Raw genomic sequence first — 14,949 nt, 5'->3', positions numbered from 1 at the left:
TCTGCAAGTGCAGAAGGCACACCACTCGTTAACAGACGTTTTTCGATCCCCCCGGTGAGCTGCCGAGTTTCGACACCGCACCCACGGGAATTCGGAACGACCCCACCCGGTTCCACCTGACGTACGTAATCCGCGCTGATCGGAGACTCGAATGGCAACCGTTGAGCTGACCACGGCGAACTTCGACGAGGTGACCGGCCGGGACGGCATCGTCCTGGTCGACTTCTGGGCGGAGTGGTGCGGCCCGTGCAAGCGGTTCGCCCCGGTCTTCGAGCGCTCCTCGGAGAAGCACCCGGACATCGTCTTCGGCAAGGTCGACACCGAGGCGCAGCAGGCTCTGGGCGCGCAGTTCGACATTCGGTCGATCCCGACCATCATGGCGATCCGCGACGGGGTGATCGTTTTCGCCCAGCCGGGCGCCCTTCCCGAGTCCGCCCTGGAGAACCTGATCGAGCAGGTCCAGGCGCTCGACATGGCGGACGTCCGCAAGAAGCTGGCCGAGCACCAGCACTGACCCGACGCGCACCGGCTCCGGACGGGCCCGGCCCGTCCGGAGCTGACGCCTGCCCGCGACCTCCTGGCGACACGGACCGCCACGGATGGACGACGGAGGGATCCCCGACGGGCGGAACATTCCGTATCGTCGCGATGCGATGGAGACCTTGACCCCGCAGGGCCGGGCCGTCCGGCTGGGCGTCACCGCGCTCGGCCTCGCACTGCTGCTCGCCGGCACCCTCGTCGGTTCCGACGACCACTTCCCGTTCGGGCCGTTCCGGATGTTCGCCACCACCAACTCGCCGGACGCCCCGGCGCCGGACACCCGGGTCGAGGGGGTCGACGCGACCGGCGCGCTGATCGAACTGGGTCAGGACGCCACCGGCATCCGCCGTGCCGAGATCGAGGGTCAGCGCGGCCGGTACGAGGCCGACCCCGAACTGCTCCGTGAGGTCGCCGACGCGTACGCCGACCGCCACCCGGGCGCGCCCGAGGTGGTCGAGGTCCGCATCGTGGTGCGCTGGCACGGCATCGAGGACGGACGCCCCACCGGTCGGCACGTCGACGAGACGGTGGTCCGGTGGGAGGCGGCCCGATGACCGCCGTCGGCCGGTGGCTGACCGAGGCGGTGCCGCTCGGCCGGATCGCGGCCTTCCGGACCCTGGTCTCCCTCTTCGTCGCCGGTGACCTGGTCTTCTTCACTCCCTGGGTGCGCACCCACGGCAACGTGCCGGGCGAGCTGTACCGACCGCTGTTCGTCAGTCGGCTGCTGCACCTGCCCACCCCCACCGAGTGGCTGATCACCGGGACCTTCTGGACGCTGCTCGTGCTCGCCCTACTGGCCGCGACCGGCCGGGCGCCCCGCCTGCTCGGCTGGTCCGTCTTCGCGCTGTACCTGTACTGGATGATCATCGCGATGAGCTACGGCAAGGTCGACCACGACCGGTTCGGCCTGCTGGTGGCGCTGGCCGTGCTCCCCACCGCGGGTCGGGCCCGGCACGGCGACCCGACCCGCACCGAGGCGGGCGGCTGGGCCCTGCGGGTCACCCAGATCGCCGTGGTCTGCACGTACTTCCTCGCCGCCTGGGCGAAGCTGCGCTTCGGTGGCCCCGACTGGATGACCGGCTCGGTGCTGGCCCGGGCGATCCTGCGGCGGGGTACCGACCTGGCCGACCTGATCGCCCAGGTGCCCTACCTGCTGATCGCCGCACAGTTCGGGATCATGGCCTTCGAGCTGCTCAGTCCGGTGGTCTTCCTGCTGCCCGCGCGCTGGCGTACGGCCATGGTCGGGTTCTTCTACTCGTTCCACGCGGTCACCATGGCGACCATCACCATCTCGTTCGCGCCGCACCTGGTCGCGATGGCCAGCTTCCTGGCACTGGAGCGGGTCCGCCCCCTCGTCCTGCTCCGTCGGCTGGCCCGCCGCGCCGGTGGCGCGACGGCGACCGAGACGTCACCTCCGCGCATGACGACCGGCCCGACCGGACGGTGAACGGTCCCGGTCAGGCGGTGGTGGGCGGGCCGCCCGTCGGCCCGTAGAGCCGTTCCCGGACCTCCTGCGGCAACGAGCAGGCCGCCGTCCCACCGGGCAGGCGGTGCCGGTTCCGGGCCACCCAGCGGTACACCGGCCAGGCGGCGAGGCGGACCGGCGGCAGGCGCAGCACGGCACCGGCCGCCCGCCAGCCGACGGTGCTGGCGCCGAGCAGCCGGGCGATGGCGTCCGGTCCGGCTGCCCGGCCGCCGTCCGCGCCGACCCACTGCACGGCCTCCTCGCACTCGGCGACGGTCAGGCCGAGGGCCGCCAGGTCCGCGAACTGCCAGGGCAGCACCCGGACGTCGGTGGGGATGCGCCGCTCGATGAACTCGGCACACCGGGTGCAGAACGCACAGTCCCCGTCGTAGACGAAGGTCGACCTCTCCATGTGCCCATCCTCCCCGCCCGGGGCTCCCGCCGCGGCACGGGGCTCGCGCCCGGCGGCGGGCATGAAATCGGGGATCTCGTCCGGGCAAAGGGCATCGAGGCACGGTGGCACGGTCCGGCGACGATGCCGCCGGGCCGGGGTCACAACGCGGCCGCCAGGCCGGGTGACGGCCGCCGGGGTTACAGTCGGCTCGTGCGTACTGCCCAGCAAATCCTCGCCGACGCCGCCGTGATCGCCGTCGTGGGCGCGTCCCGTGATCCCCGCAAGGCCGCGCACAGCGTGCCGGCCCAGATGCAGCGGTACGGCTGGCGGATCATCCCGGTCAACCCGACCGCCGACGAGCTGTTCGGTGAGCCGGTGTACCGGTCCCTGGCCGACATCCCCCACCCGGTGGACCTGGTGGACGTCTTCCGTCCGGCCGAGGACGCCGTCGAGGTGGTCCGCGAGGCGGTGGCCATCGGCGCGCCGGCGGTCTGGTTGCAGCTCGGAATCGTCTCGCCCGAGGCCCGCCGGATCGCCGAGGAGGCGGGCATCGACTACGTCGAGGACCGGTGCCTGATCGTCGAACGGGCCGCCGCGGGCCTCAGCCGCCGCTGAACCGGTTGCCCCGTCGAACCACGAGCCGCGGGCCCGAGCCGTTGCCCTGAGGCTCAGAGCCGGTACTCCCGGAGCAGCCCGGGAGATGATCGTCTTCTGGCTCTCCGAGGTGCCCTCGCGATCAGCGGGAACGTGGCCTCCCGCATCAGCCGCTCGATCTCGTCTTCCTGGAGTGGCCACGTCGGAACCGCACTCCGGTCCGGACCATGGGAACGCGCCCCGCACCCCGGACGGCTTCCAGGATCGACCGCTGCACGTCGGTCGGACCGGGGGTCCACACAACCGCTGTGACAAGCTTCACCACGACTGCTAGCGTCCGGCAGGTGAGAACGTTCCGCCCGTGGGCGGCGAGGAGGAAGTCTTGAGTTACCCGCCACCGTCCGATCCGGGTTGGGGCGAGCAGCCGCACAAGGGCGACCAGCCCCACTGGGGCGAGCAGCCACAGCCCTACTGGGGCGGGCAGCCGCCGTACCCGCCGCCGCCTGCCTACGGGCCCTACGGCCCGGCGCCCGCCAGCGGGACCATGAACGTGATGGCGATCCTCTCGCTGGTCTTCGCGTTCGTGTTCGCCCCGGTCGGCATCCTCCTCGGGCACATGGCCCGCCGACAGATCCGGCAGACCCACGAGCAGGGCGAGCAGCTCGCCTTCTGGGGCCTGATCGCGAGCTACGTCATCACCGGGCTGTACCTGCTGTTCTGCTGCGGCTGGCTCAGCCTGGTGGTGTGGGCCGGCGCGAACAGCGGCACCACCACCTGACGTCAGCGGAACTGCGCCTCGCGGACGCTGTTCCCGCCGTCCACCACGAGCATCTGCCCGGTGATGTACGAGGCGGCCGGCGAACAGAGGAAGACGATGGCGGCGGCCACCTCGTCCGGCGTACCGGGCCGGCCGACCGGGGTGCCGAGGCCATGCCGGATCTCCGCCACCGTTGACGCCGCGGTGTGGATGGTGCCCGGGGCGACCGCGTTGACGGTCACCCCGTCAGCGACCATCTCCATGGCCAACGCCCGGGTCAGGCCCACCACCCCCGCCTTGGCCGCCGAGTACGCCGCCTCGGTGGGCAGGGCGTTGACCGCCCCGGCGGTGGCCGCGAGGTTCACTATCCGCCCCCAGCCGCGTTCGGCCATCCCCCCGATGAACGCCCGGCTGCACAGGAACGCGGTGTTCAGGTTCCGGTCGATCTCCGTACGCCACTCGTCGTAGCTGAGCTGGGCCACCGGGCGGAGCACCTCCGGGCTGGCCCGGCTGGCGAGACCGGCGTTGTTGACCAGGACCTCCACCTCGCCGAGCTGGTCGGCGACCGCGTCGGCCAGCGCGCCGACCTCCGCCTCGTCGGTGAGGTCGGCGACGAATCCGGTGGCCCCGAGTTCGCTGGCCCGCTCGTGGATCCGCCGGGTCGTGGAGACGATGGCGACCCGGGCGCCGAGGTCGGTGAGCCGACGTGCCGTGGCGTACCCGATGCCGTCCGGACTGCCGGCGCCGGTCACCAGCGCCACCCGCCCGTCCAGTCGCATGGTCACCGGCTCGGGCAGGGGCACCGGCTCGTCCTGGTCGGTCAGGGCCGCCGCGAGCGCGGCACGGCTCCGCCGGGCCACCCCCGGTCGGCTCACGTCCCGACGGGATCGGCCGGAACGGTCCGCGGCACGCGCGTCAATCGCCATGCCGCGATCCTGCCCGCTCGACGGGGGTCCGGGCAACGCGGCACCACGCGGTGGTCCGCTTTCGCCCCGGGTGACTACCCTGACGGCGCAGCCCGGACTCGACGGAGAAGAAGACCTCATGACATATCCCTCGCCCTCCCAGTGGCAGGACCCGGCCCGGTCGGATCCCTCCTCCGCCCCACCGGTCGACCCGACCCGGTCGATGACCGATCCGCCCGTACCGGCACAGCCGACCGGGCCGGACCCGTACACGCCGGGCCAGCCGGTTCCCGGGTACCCCGTCGCCGACCCGTACGCGGCCGCCGGCTACCCGGCTGGCTACGCCGCTCCGCCGGGCTACCCGGTTCCCCCGGCGGGTTACGCGCCGTACCCGTATCCGCCGGTCCGCCAGACGAACAGCCTCGCCCTGGTGTCGCTGATCCTGTCCGTGATGGGGGTCGCCTCCTGCGTCACGGCTCCGATCGGCGCGATCCTCGGGCACGTCGCCCGGCGGCAGATCCGGGAGCGGGGCGAGGACGGCGACGGTCTGGCGAAGGCCGGGATCATCGTCGGCTGGGTGCTCACCGGTCTCATCGGCCTGGCGATCGTCGCCTACATCGCGCTCATCGTCTTCGCGGTGTCGCAGACGGACACCACGTCCACCTACTGAACCCACGTGGGCTCGGGGACACACGGACCGTACGGGTGCCGGACCGACCGCACCGGACCGGCACCCGGTCCGGCTCGGCGTGGTCGCAGTCGGCCCGGGCCGGCGAGTACACCTCGTTCGCGGCGTCGATCTGGCCCGGGTGCGGCACCCACTGGCCGTCGAAGCCGAGCGCGTCAGAACGTAGTGGTACGTCCACGGGGTGGTCAGGTCGTTGACCCGGACCACGCGGGTCTCGCCGAACCAGTCACCCTCGTTGAGCGCGGCGACGACGTTCTTCCGGCGCGTCCGGCTTGGCCAGCGGGGCGACCGCATCCTCAAGGGCCAGGAAGACCTGGTCGGCCGGGAGGCCCTGGGCCTTGCCCAGCATCTTGACGCCGGAACCGGCACCGCGAGGCAGGACCGGCGGGGACGTCCAACGCCGGCCATCGACTACGCTCCTCGTCCCGCCCGAGGACGGCGGCGGACGTGACGACACGGGGGCCCGGCTACGTCACGGTAACCTCGCGCCATGACGCGGGAGAACGCACCTGGGGAAGATGTCACGCGACGTCGACTGGTGGTGGTGACCGGTGCCAGTTCGGGCATCGGCCTGGCCGCCGCCGTGGCCCTGGCCCGCCGGGGCGACCAGGTGGTGCTGGTCGGCCGCGATCCGGCCCGGCTCACCGCCGCCGGGGAGCGGGTACGGGAGGCGGGCGGGGAACAGCCCGAACTGTTCCGGGCCGACTTCGCGGTGCTGGACGACGTACGCGGGCTCGCCGAGCGGCTGCGTGCCGCGTACGACCGGATCGACGTACTGGCCCACAACGCCGGCGCCATCGTGTTGCAGCCGGTGACCACGATCGACGGGTTCGAACTCTCCATGCAGGCGAACCACCTGGCCCCGTTCCTGCTGAGCAACCTGCTCCGGGACCGGATCGGCCGCATGGTGGTGACCGCCTCCGCGGCACACCGCAGCGGGGCGCTCGACCCGGACGACCTTAACGCCACCCTGCGTCGGTACCAGCCGTTGCGCGCATACGGCACCAGCAAGCAGGCGAACATCCTGTTCACCGCCGAGGCCGCACGCCGGTGGCCGGAGGTGCCGGCGCACTGCTTCCATCCGGGCGTGGTCCGGACCCGCTTCGGCAACGAGAGCCGGCTGGTCGCGTGGGGCATGCGGATGCTGCCGTTCCGGAGCCCGGAGCGGGGCGCGGACACGCTGGTCTGGCTGGCCCACGAGGATCCCGGGCGGCTCGTCGACGGCGGCTACTACGTCGACCGGCGCCCCGGCCGTCCGCGGCCGAAGGCCGCCGACCGCCAACTGGCCGCCCGACTCTGGACGGCCAGTGCTCGGGCGGTCGGCTGCGGCTGAGGCATCGCCGCCGAGGTCGGTCGTCGCGGCCGCAGCGCTGCGTGCTGGGTGTCTGTCGGGGTGTCGTGCGCTGTTCGGGTGGTTGCAGGGGGCCCTTCCTACCGGTTTTTGGTGAGGAAGGGCCCCCTGCATCCGGGGTGGGGGTTAGGTGGTTTCGACGATCATGGCGGCGGCGACGGTGCGGTTGGTGGCTTCGTCGATGATGATGAATCCGCCGGTGGTGCGGTTGCGGCGGTATTCGTCGGCGAGGAGTGGCACGGTGGTGCGGAGTCGGACCCGGCCGATCTCGTTGAGTGTCAACTCGGTGGCGGTGTCGTCGCGGTGCAGGGTGTTGATGTCGAGGCGGTAGTGCAGGTCCCGGACGATCGCGCGGGCGGTGCGGGTGGTGTGTTTGATGGTGTACCGGCCGCCGATCTGCAACGGTCGGGTCTCGTCCATCCAGCAGACCATCGCTTCCACATCCTGGGTGGGGGTGGGGGCGTTGTTGGGTCGGCAGATCATGTCGCCGCGGGAAATGTCGATCTCGTCGGTGAGGCGGACGGTGACGGACATGGGTGGGAACGCCTCGGCGACGGGTCCGTCGGCGGTGTCCACGGCTGCGATGCGGGAGGTGAACCCGGACGGTAGGACCATGATCTCGTCGCCGGGTTTGATCACGCCGGAGGCGACCTGCCCGGCGTAGCCGCGGTAGTCGGTGACGGTGGTCGACTGGGGGCGGATGACGTACTGGACGGGGAACCGCACGTCGACGAGGTTGCGGTCGGAGGCGATGTGCACGTGCTCCAGGTGGTGGAGCAGGGAGGGGCCTTCGTACCAGGGGGTGTTCTCGGATCGGGTGACGATGTTGTCGCCCTTGAGCGCGGAGATCGGCACGACCGCGAGGTCGGGGACGTCGAGTTTGGCGGCGAAGGCGGTGAACTCGTCGGCGATCTGGTCGAACACGTCCTGGGACCAGTCGACCAGGTCCATCTTGTTGACGCAGAGCACGAGGTGCGGGACGCGGAGCAGACTGCACAGGAAGGCGTGGCGGCGGGACTGTTCGACCAGGCCCTTACGGGCGTCGACGAGGATCAGGGCCAGGTCGGCGGTCGACGCGCCGGTGACCATGTTCCGGGTGTACTGGATGTGCCCGGGGGTGTCGGCGATGATGAACTTCCGCCGTGGGGTCGCGAAGTACCGGTAGGCGACATCGATCGTGATGCCCTGTTCCCGTTCCGCCCGCAACCCGTCGGTCAACAACGCCAGGTTCGTGTACTCGTCACCCCGCGCCGCCGAAACCGCTTCCACGGCCTCCAACTGATCCGTGAACAACGACTTCGTGTCATACAACAACCGGCCGATCAGCGTCGACTTGCCGTCGTCGACGCTGCCGGCGGTGGCGAAGCGCAACAGGTCCATCGGGCGGGCCGACGTCTCCGGGGCGATCGTCTCGGCACTCATCAGAAGTAGCCCTCCCGCTTGCGGTCCTCCATGGCGGCCTCACTCACCCGGTCGTCCCCCCGGGTCGCACCCCGCTCGGTGACCCGGGTCGCCCCGACCTCCTCGATCACCAACTCCACCGAGTCCGCGTCGGAGCGAACGGCAGCCGTGCACGAGGCGTCGCCGACGGTCCGGTACCGCACCCGCGCCTTGAACCGCTCCTCGCCGGCCCGGGGCTGGATGAACTCGTTCACCGCGTAGAGCATGCCGTCCCGCTCGATCACCTCACGCTCGTGCGCGAAGTAGATCGACGGCAACGCGATCCGCTCCCGAGCGATGTAGTGCCACACATCCAACTCGGTCCAGTTCGACAACGGAAACACCCGAATCGACTCACCCGCATGATGCCGACCGTTGTACAACGACCACAACTCCGGACGCTGATTCTTCGGATCCCACTGCCCGAACTCGTCCCGGAACGAGAACACCCGCTCCTTCGCCCGCGCCTTCTCCTCATCCCGACGCGCCCCACCGAACAACGCATCGAACCGGTGCTTCTCCACCGCGTCCAGCAACACCGGCGTCTGGATCCGGTTCCGGGTGCCGTCCGCCGGTTCGGTGACCAGGCCCCGGACCAGGGCCTCCGGCACGCTGGCCACGATCAGGTGCAGGCCGAGTTCGTCGACCCGCCGGTCGCGGTACTCCAGGACCTCGGGGAAGTTGTGGCCGGTGTCGACGTGCATCACCGGGAACGGGATGTTCGCCGGAGCGAACGCCTTCTCCGCCAACCGGAGCATCACGATCGAGTCCTTGCCACCGGAGAAGAGCAGCACCGGCCGCTCCATCTCCGCCACCACCTCACGCATCACGAAGATGCTCTCCGCCTCCAACGCGTCCAGGTGGGTCGTCTGGTACAGCGCCGATCCGCTGTTCATCGCTGTTCCTTTCCGAGCAGGGACGTCTCCGGTGCGGCCGTCCCGGCGGCAGCCGTGGACAGCTGTCGGCTCAGGGCCTCCAGCAGCGGCGCGGCCAGTTCCGGGCGGCAGACCAGCAGGTCGGGCAGGCGCGGATCCACCTCGTTGTAGCTCAGCGCGCTGCCGTCGATCCGGCAGGCGTGGAACCCGGCCGTCGTGGCCACCGCCACCGGCGCCGCCGAGTCCCACTCGTACTGCCCCCCGGCGTGGATGTACGAGTCCACCTCACCGGTCACCACCGCCGCGATCTTCGCCCCCGCCGACCCCATCGGCACCAACTCCGCACCGATGTCCTCGGCCAGGTGGGTGAGGAACGCGGGGGGACGGCTCCGGCTCGCCGCCAACCGGATCGGACCGTCGACGCCGGCCCGATCGGTGCGCGGGCGCAGCGGGAACTCCGTGGTCAGCACCTGCCCCTGGGCGGGCAGCCCCACCGCCCCGGCGACCAGCCGGTGCGGGGTGGAGGCGTGCCGGTGCCAGAGCGCCACGTGCACCGCCCAGTCCGACCGGCCCTCCTCGGAGAACTCCCGGGTCCCGTCCAACGGGTCGATGATCCACACCCGGTCGGCGTCCAGCCGGGTCGGCCCTCCACCGGTCGACACCGAGCGGCGGGAGTCGTCGTCCTCCTCGGAGAGCACCGTGTCGGTCGGCCGCCAGCGGGCCAACTCGGCGAGGAGGAACTCGTGGGAGGCCCGGTCGCCGGCCGCCTTCAGCGCGGCCGGGTCCGCGTGGCCGTGCTCGGCACGTACCGCGAGCAGGAGCTCGCCCGCGCGGGCCGCGAGCCAGTGGGCCAGCCCGCCGTCGGACTCCGGTGGATTCATCGACATGTGCGCTCCTCGTACGGGATCGGTGGACGGGGTCACTGGACGGCCCGCCGGGTGAAGGACCGGACGCTGAGCCAGGTCAGGGCGGCGGCCATCCCGGTCAGCGCCAGCAGGCAGACCCAACCCGGCATGTGCGGTACGTCGGGCAGCATCGCGCCCCGCACCCCCTCCGAGACGTACGTCATCGGGTTGAAGGCGGTGACCACCTGGAACCAGCGCATCGACTCCAGCCGGGGCCACGGGTAGTGGATGCAGCCGGTCCAGATGATCGGCGTGACGATGACCGAGAAGGTGACGTTGATCCGCTGGATCGGGAGGATGGTGGAGAGGGTCATCCCGATGCCGCCGCCCACCCACGCGCCGAGCAGGGCCACCAGCAGGGCGGTCGGCAGGCCCTCCAGCCGCCACGGCGCGGAGCCGACCACCAGGGCCCCGAGCGGGTACATCAGCACCGCCGCGAGCAGGCCCCGGATGGTGGCGACCACCAGCTTCCCCACCGCGACCAGGCTGGTGGGAAGCGGGGCGAGCAGCCGGTCCTCGATCTCCATGGTGAAGCCGAACTCCTTCACCAGCGGCAGGGCGGTGCTCTGCAACGCGGTGGTGAGGGCGGCCAGCGCGATCACGCCGGGCAGGAAGAGGTTGGCGAACGACCGTTCGACGATGCCCTGCCCGCCGAGGATCGTGCTGAACACGAAGAGCATGAACAGCGGGGTCATGCCGACCTGGATCAGGATCACCCACAACTCCTTGCCGGTGACCAGCAGGTCACGGCGGAGCAGGGCGAGGAAGACCCGGGCGGCGGGCGGGCGGTCCCGGACCTCGCGGCGTACCGGGGTGGGGGTGTCGAGGGCGGTCACCGCGGATCCCTTCCGGTGAGTTCGATGAAGACGTCCTCCAGGCTCGGCTCGCCGATGTGGATGTCGTTGAGCGTCGCCGACCGTCCGGTGAGCACGGCCAACGCCGGACCGAGCAGCGCGGCGGGGTCGGTGGCCAGGTGGAGGCGTACCCGGATCCGCCCCCCGCCGGCCCCGGCCAGGGTGGCGGTCGACGCGTTGCCGTTGGCCCGCGCGCGGGCGGCGAGCGCGGCCAGTGCGCCCGGTCCCAACGTGGCGAGCGCGGCCCGGCCCGCACCACCCCGACCCGCGCCGGCCGCGCCGACGGGCAGCGGCCGGCGCTCCGCCTTGCGTACGCCGTCCAGCTCGCGCAGCGCGGCGACGACCTCGTCGGCGTCGTCGCGGGCGGTCGGGGTGACCGTGAGGTCCAGGATGGCCTGCCCGGCCAGACCCCGGACCAGGTTCTGCGGGGTGTCCAGGGTGAGCAGCTTGCCGTGGTCCACGATGCCCACCCGGTCGACCAGGTTGGCGGCGTCGTTCATCTGGTGCGTGGTGAGCACGATGGAGACGCCGCGCTCGCGCATCTCCCGGATCCGGCTCCAGATCAGCAGCCGGGTCTGCGGGTCCAGCGCGTTGGTCGGCTCGTCGAGGAAGAGCACCTCGGGCTCGTGCATCCAGGCCCGCGCGATCATCAGCCGCTGCGCCATCCCGCCCGAGTACGCCTCGATCCGCCGGTCCGCGCGCTCGGTTAGGCCGAAACGGTCCAGCAGCACCTTCGCCCGTTCCTCGGCCTCGGCCCGGGGCACCCCGTGGTAGGCGGCGTGGTAGAGCAGGTTCTGCCGGGGGGTCAGTGCGCGGTCGAGGTTGTTGTGCTGGGGCACCACCGCCAGGTTGGCGCGGGCGCCGACCGGGTCCCGGCTGACGTCGACGCCGCCGACCAGGGCCCGGCCGCCGGTGGCCCGGAGCCGCGTGGTGAGGATGCCGATGGTGGTCGACTTTCCGGCCCCGTTCGGCCCGAACAGCCCGAAGGTCTCACCCGGCGCGACGGTGAACGACAGTCCGTCGACGGCGTTGGTCGTGGCCCGGGGGTAGCGCTTGACGAGGTCGACGACCTCGACCGCCGGACCGTCTCTGCTGGGCATGCCTTCTCCTGTTCTCGGTGCGGGTGCCGGTCGGCGTCAGGAGCCGGCCGGTCGGGGGTGCGCGCTGAAGAACTTCCAGATCTCCGCAGTCGCGTCCAACGCGGTCGAGGGGGGTTCGAGGCCGAGAAGCTGCTCGGCGCGGGGGTTCGGCTTCCCGCCCGGCCACTGGTGGCCGGCGTCGGCGATGGTGATCAGGTCGACGGCGCGGCCCTGCGGGCAGGACGTCGTCGACCGGGTCACCGGCCCGTCGGTGCGCTCCGTCGGTGCGGGGCAGTCGTCCACCGCGCGCCACGTCGCCATCAGCTCGGTCAACGGCGGCCCGTCGATCTTCACCGGATTGCGGCCGGTACCGCCGTTGTCACGCTTGCCCGGACCACCCCGGTACGGCATGGTCTCGTCGCGCAGTCCGTGGATGTGCAGCACGCTGACCGGGGCCGGTGACGCGCACTCGCCGGCCAGTGTGGTCGCCACCGCGCCGACCGCGGCGAAGAGGTCGGTGTCGCAGGCCAGCCGGTACGCCAGCAGCCCGCCGTTGGAGATCCCGGTGACATAGGTGCGGGCCGGGTCCACCTGCACCCGGTCGCGGAGGGCGCCGACGAGCGCCTCGATGAAGGCGACGTCGTCGACCCCCTGCCGGGCCGGTTGACCGCAGCAGTGTTCGCTGACCGCCCAGGCCCGCTTCAGTCCGTCCGGGAAGGCGACCACGAAGCCGCCCCGGTCGGCCTCCTCGGTCCAGCCGTACGCCTCCTCGGCCTGCTCGCCGGTGCCGGCCGCGCCGTGCAGCATGACGACCAGCGGCACCGCACCGGTCAGTTGGAGCGAGGCCGGTCGGTACAGCCGGTAGGTGCGCTCCCGGCCGTCGACGGTGAGGGTGTGCTCGCTCGACCCGGCCGGCACGTCGGAGCCGGACGCGCGCCCGGTGGCGCTCGGTGCCGGCGCACCGTCGCCGCCGCGCCGGTCGTCGCCGCCGTTGCCGGTGCACCCGGCGAGGGCGGTCAGTCCGACCAGGGCGACGAGGAGCCCGGCGAGCAGGGACGGGGAGCGGAGCCGGCGGGTGCCGGCGGGGGCACCCGCGGTACGGGAGGTCGTGGCCTCCCGGCAAAGGGCAGTCAAAAGCATCATATGCCCACTTTCACCGGCAAACGTTCGAGGAGTGTTAAGACTTCGCCACGCACCGTGCAAAGTCAGGTCGGGTCGGGCCCCGGCGGTGGGATCTGCGCCGCGCAGCACCGCCGGGACCCGGTCAGGCGTGACTACCAGCGGCGGGTGTCGTACCGGATCAGTTCCCAGCCACCCTCGGGCACGTCGTCGGTCGGGTCGGCCCGCAGGTTCATCGGGTTCGCCATGCCGAGGTAGAGCGTGGCGCCGTCGGTGACCATGTTGCGGATGCCGTAGTTCAGGTAGTTGCCGACGCCGGAGTCGCTGACCAGCTTCGCCGGCTCGTGGGTGGACTCGAAGACCATCAGGTCACCGCCGTAGACCGGCTCCGGCAGGGGCGGCTCCTCGTCGTCGGCCGCCGCTGCCAGCGACGGGCCGCTGAGCGCCTCGGCGGCCGCCTCGACCGACAGGCCGGACATCGCGGCGGCCTCCTGGCTGAGTTCCTTGGCCAGGTAGCTCCAGTCCATCGTGCCGACGTAGAGCTTGCCGCCGGCCACCGCCATCTTCCAGGTGTAGTTCAGGTACGGGTTGCCGAAGCCGGACGCGCCGTAGAGCGGGGTCTGCCCGGTCGAGACCTTCGCCCAGGCACCCGCACCGGCGTTCGCCGCCGGGTCGTACGCGGGCAGCTCGGTCGCCCCGTAGAGCAGTTCGATCTTCTGCTTCGGCTCACCCAGCCGCTTGCCCCGGTAGATGCTGATCGACCGCTGGGTGTTCTGGATCGTCGCCTGCCTCGCCTCGTCGGTGGCCGGCGGGTAGGCCAGCAGGTGCTGCCTCGTCGCCTTCAGCGGCACGTGCATGGTGCCCCAGTAGAGGTACCCACGGAAGGAGACGAGGCCGCCCAGGCCGTAGCCGCCGGCCACCACCGGGTCCGGCTCGTACGTGGAGACGTCCCAGACCTGCTGCCAGCCGTCCGCGTCGTCCGGGGTGAGGCCGGGCGCACCGTTGGCGAGCACCGGGCTCATCCAGACCGCGGCGAGCTTGCTCGGCGGGGCGGGCTCGTCGTCGGCGGCGCTGGCCAGTTCGCCGTCCGAACCGGGCCAGGTGCTGACGACGACCCGGCCGTCGTGGACGGTGATGTCGGCGGCCTGCGCCGGCAGGTTGGCGACGACCTGGAAGTTGAACGGATCGGTCTTGCTGCCGACCCAGCGCAGCACGTGACCGCGCAGCGAACCGTTGGCGCCGACACCGACACCCGCGTACAGCGCGCCCTCGGCCACCGTGAAGTGCCGGATGTTGCCGAACTCGGGGAAGTTCCGCGAGCCCAGGAAGGCCCCGGTGTCGGTGTCGAAGGCGAACATGTTGATGGACTTGCCGATGGCCGGGCCACCGAGCAGGGCCACCCCGCCGAAGCTGCCGGCCGCCCGGATGCCGGTCGTGCTCTTCAACCGGTCCGCGTGTTCCTTCGCGGCACCGGTCACCAGGTCGCTCTTCTCGGTGAGCTGCCTGGTCTCGGTGTCGTAGCTGTAGAGCCGCGGCATCCGGTGGTCACCCAGATATCCCGGTAGCTGCGGGTTGGTCTTGACGATCTGGCTCTCCTGGTACTCGCAGACCCAGTCGTCGTTGAGGACCGGCTCGTTGCTGCCCAGTTGCCGTCCGCTGGTGAGGCAGTTGACGTTCGCGCCGGTGCCGAAGTAGAGGTTCCTTCCGGCCCGGGTCATCCCCCACAGGTAGCCCTGGTTCACCTTGGCCTGCCCGGAGGCGCACGGCGGTCCCGCCGGGTAGGGCTGGCCGACGCCGGCGAAGCACTCGTCCGGTTCGGCCTTCGCGATCACCTGCGGGTTCGGCTTCTGGTGCCGGTCGGCCTCGGCGGTCGGCGCGCCCAGCGCGGTCGCCGGGGCCGTGAACGCGGTCCCGAGCCCCAGTACGGCGACGGCCGCCCAGAGCCGCCGCGAGTGGATCCGGATTGGTTTCACACTGTCTCGC

16 protein-coding genes and 1 pseudogene are annotated in these 14,949 nt (G+C 71.6%); 7 read left to right on the top strand and 10 right to left on the bottom strand.

The window, feature by feature from the left end; genetic code table 11:
- Positions 1 to 151 precede the first annotated feature (151 nt).
- From trxA to GA0074694_RS11295, 3 genes are all read left to right on the top strand, one after another.
- Positions 152 to 514 (top strand): thioredoxin, encoded by a 363-nt coding sequence (trxA, locus tag GA0074694_RS11305; RefSeq protein WP_091456661.1) that lies wholly within the window; start codon positions 152 to 154, stop codon positions 512 to 514.
- Positions 515 to 653: 139 nt separating this feature from the next.
- Positions 654 to 1,094, top strand: coding sequence for a hypothetical protein (locus GA0074694_RS11300; protein WP_091458986.1), 441 nt, complete (start codon positions 654 to 656; stop codon positions 1,092 to 1,094).
- On the top strand, positions 1,091 to 1,987 hold the full coding sequence (locus GA0074694_RS11295) for an HTTM domain-containing protein (protein WP_091458983.1): 897 nt from the start codon (positions 1,091 to 1,093) through the stop codon (positions 1,985 to 1,987). Before GA0074694_RS11300 ends, GA0074694_RS11295 begins: the two co-directional genes overlap by 4 nt.
- A gap of 10 nt (positions 1,988 to 1,997) precedes the next feature.
- On the opposite strand, the gene GA0074694_RS11290 is transcribed toward GA0074694_RS11295, so the two are convergent.
- Complete coding sequence (locus GA0074694_RS11290; RefSeq protein ID WP_091456658.1) at positions 1,998 to 2,417, bottom strand: thiol-disulfide oxidoreductase DCC family protein; 420 nt, start codon at positions 2,415 to 2,417, stop codon at positions 1,998 to 2,000.
- A gap of 192 nt (positions 2,418 to 2,609) precedes the next feature.
- On the opposite strand from GA0074694_RS11290, the gene GA0074694_RS11285 reads away from it, so the two are divergent.
- Both GA0074694_RS11285 and GA0074694_RS32805 read left to right on the top strand, forming a co-directional pair.
- Complete coding sequence (locus tag GA0074694_RS11285; protein ID WP_091458981.1) at positions 2,610 to 3,014, top strand: CoA-binding protein; 405 nt, start codon at positions 2,610 to 2,612, stop codon at positions 3,012 to 3,014.
- Positions 3,015 to 3,375: 361 nt separating this feature from the next.
- Positions 3,376 to 3,771 carry a DUF4190 domain-containing protein gene (locus GA0074694_RS32805; protein WP_091458979.1) on the top strand — a complete coding sequence of 132 codons (396 nt, stop codon included), beginning with the start codon at positions 3,376 to 3,378 and terminating at the stop codon, positions 3,769 to 3,771.
- A 2-nt stretch (positions 3,772 to 3,773) separates the two neighbouring features.
- Here the strand turns inward: GA0074694_RS32805 and GA0074694_RS11275 are convergent, their stop codons facing one another.
- Positions 3,774 to 4,610: an SDR family NAD(P)-dependent oxidoreductase gene (locus GA0074694_RS11275; RefSeq protein WP_377465567.1), complete on the bottom strand. Its 837-nt coding sequence runs from the start codon at positions 4,608 to 4,610 to the stop codon at positions 3,774 to 3,776.
- Positions 4,611 to 4,794: 184 nt separating this feature from the next.
- Here GA0074694_RS11275 and GA0074694_RS11270 point away from each other — a divergent pair, with 184 nt between their 5' ends.
- The gene (locus tag GA0074694_RS11270; protein WP_091456651.1) at positions 4,795 to 5,325 is read left to right on the top strand and encodes a DUF4190 domain-containing protein; all 531 of its coding nucleotides are present in this window, start codon (positions 4,795 to 4,797) and stop codon (positions 5,323 to 5,325) included.
- A gap of 174 nt (positions 5,326 to 5,499) precedes the next feature.
- On the opposite strand, the pseudogene GA0074694_RS11265 reads toward GA0074694_RS11270, so the two are convergent.
- A pseudogene (locus GA0074694_RS11265) lies at positions 5,500 to 5,751 on the bottom strand (aldolase/citrate lyase family protein); the annotation flags it as partial.
- 82 nt (positions 5,752 to 5,833) lie between these two features.
- Between GA0074694_RS11265 and GA0074694_RS11260 the strand changes: the two are divergent.
- Positions 5,834 to 6,676 carry an SDR family NAD(P)-dependent oxidoreductase gene (locus GA0074694_RS11260; protein ID WP_176737870.1) on the top strand — a complete coding sequence of 281 codons (843 nt, stop codon included), beginning with the start codon at positions 5,834 to 5,836 and terminating at the stop codon, positions 6,674 to 6,676.
- Between the two features lie 144 nt (positions 6,677 to 6,820).
- Here GA0074694_RS11260 and GA0074694_RS11255 read toward each other — a convergent pair whose 3' ends face one another.
- From GA0074694_RS11255 to GA0074694_RS11225, 7 genes are all read right to left on the bottom strand, one after another.
- Entirely contained in the window at positions 6,821 to 8,116 is a 1,296-nt protein-coding gene (locus GA0074694_RS11255; RefSeq protein WP_091456645.1) for a sulfate adenylyltransferase subunit 1, read from the bottom strand.
- The gene (cysD, locus tag GA0074694_RS11250) at positions 8,116 to 9,030 is read right to left on the bottom strand and encodes a sulfate adenylyltransferase subunit CysD (RefSeq protein WP_091456643.1); all 915 of its coding nucleotides are present in this window, start codon (positions 9,028 to 9,030) and stop codon (positions 8,116 to 8,118) included. The genes GA0074694_RS11255 and cysD overlap by 1 nt, the downstream gene beginning before the upstream one ends.
- Positions 9,027 to 9,890, bottom strand: a complete 864-nt coding sequence (locus GA0074694_RS11245) for a 3'(2'),5'-bisphosphate nucleotidase CysQ (RefSeq protein WP_091458977.1) — start codon at positions 9,888 to 9,890, stop codon at positions 9,027 to 9,029. Before GA0074694_RS11245 ends, cysD begins: the two co-directional genes overlap by 4 nt.
- Before the next feature lie 38 nt (positions 9,891 to 9,928).
- Positions 9,929 to 10,750, bottom strand: a complete 822-nt coding sequence (locus tag GA0074694_RS11240; protein ID WP_091456640.1) for an ABC transporter permease — start codon at positions 10,748 to 10,750, stop codon at positions 9,929 to 9,931.
- Positions 10,747 to 11,868, bottom strand: coding sequence for an ABC transporter ATP-binding protein (locus GA0074694_RS11235; protein ID WP_091456635.1), 1,122 nt, complete (start codon positions 11,866 to 11,868; stop codon positions 10,747 to 10,749). The genes GA0074694_RS11240 and GA0074694_RS11235 overlap by 4 nt, the downstream gene beginning before the upstream one ends.
- Positions 11,869 to 11,904: 36 nt before the next feature.
- Positions 11,905 to 12,990 (bottom strand): extracellular catalytic domain type 1 short-chain-length polyhydroxyalkanoate depolymerase, encoded by a 1,086-nt coding sequence (locus GA0074694_RS11230; protein WP_245714648.1) that lies wholly within the window; start codon positions 12,988 to 12,990, stop codon positions 11,905 to 11,907.
- Positions 12,991 to 13,121: 131 nt separating this feature from the next.
- The gene (locus GA0074694_RS11225) at positions 13,122 to 14,939 is read right to left on the bottom strand and encodes a hypothetical protein (RefSeq protein WP_245714647.1); all 1,818 of its coding nucleotides are present in this window, start codon (positions 14,937 to 14,939) and stop codon (positions 13,122 to 13,124) included.
- Positions 14,940 to 14,949: the final 10 nt, after the last annotated feature.

Source organism: Micromonospora inyonensis (assembly GCF_900091415.1).
Lineage (GTDB): Bacteria > Actinomycetota > Actinomycetes > Mycobacteriales > Micromonosporaceae > Micromonospora > Micromonospora inyonensis.
Note: the sequence above shows the minus strand (reverse complement) of the source record. Positions and strands in the feature narration are given on the sequence as shown.

Bases quoted from the DNA above. Each gene is read 5' to 3' on its own strand.
- GA0074694_RS11295 (WP_091458983.1), top strand. From the start codon at position 1,091: ATGACCGCCGTCGGCCGGTGGCTGACCGAGGCGGTGCCGCTCGGCCGG.
- GA0074694_RS11260 (WP_176737870.1), top strand. From the start codon at position 5,834: ATGACGCGGGAGAACGCACCTGGGGAAGATGTCACGCGACGTCGACTG.
- GA0074694_RS11235 (WP_091456635.1), bottom strand. From the start codon at position 11,868: ATGCCCAGCAGAGACGGTCCGGCGGTCGAGGTCGTCGACCTCGTCAAG.
- GA0074694_RS11245 (WP_091458977.1), bottom strand. From the start codon at position 9,890: ATGAATCCACCGGAGTCCGACGGCGGGCTGGCCCACTGGCTCGCGGCC.
- GA0074694_RS11230 (WP_245714648.1), bottom strand. From the start codon at position 12,990: ATGATGCTTTTGACTGCCCTTTGCCGGGAGGCCACGACCTCCCGTACC.
- cysD (WP_091456643.1), bottom strand. From the start codon at position 9,030: ATGAACAGCGGATCGGCGCTGTACCAGACGACCCACCTGGACGCGTTG.
- trxA (WP_091456661.1), top strand. From the start codon at position 152: ATGGCAACCGTTGAGCTGACCACGGCGAACTTCGACGAGGTGACCGGC.
- GA0074694_RS11290 (WP_091456658.1), bottom strand. From the start codon at position 2,417: ATGGAGAGGTCGACCTTCGTCTACGACGGGGACTGTGCGTTCTGCACC.
- GA0074694_RS11270 (WP_091456651.1), top strand. From the start codon at position 4,795: ATGACATATCCCTCGCCCTCCCAGTGGCAGGACCCGGCCCGGTCGGAT.
- GA0074694_RS11300 (WP_091458986.1), top strand. From the start codon at position 654: ATGGAGACCTTGACCCCGCAGGGCCGGGCCGTCCGGCTGGGCGTCACC.
- GA0074694_RS11255 (WP_091456645.1), bottom strand. From the start codon at position 8,116: ATGAGTGCCGAGACGATCGCCCCGGAGACGTCGGCCCGCCCGATGGAC.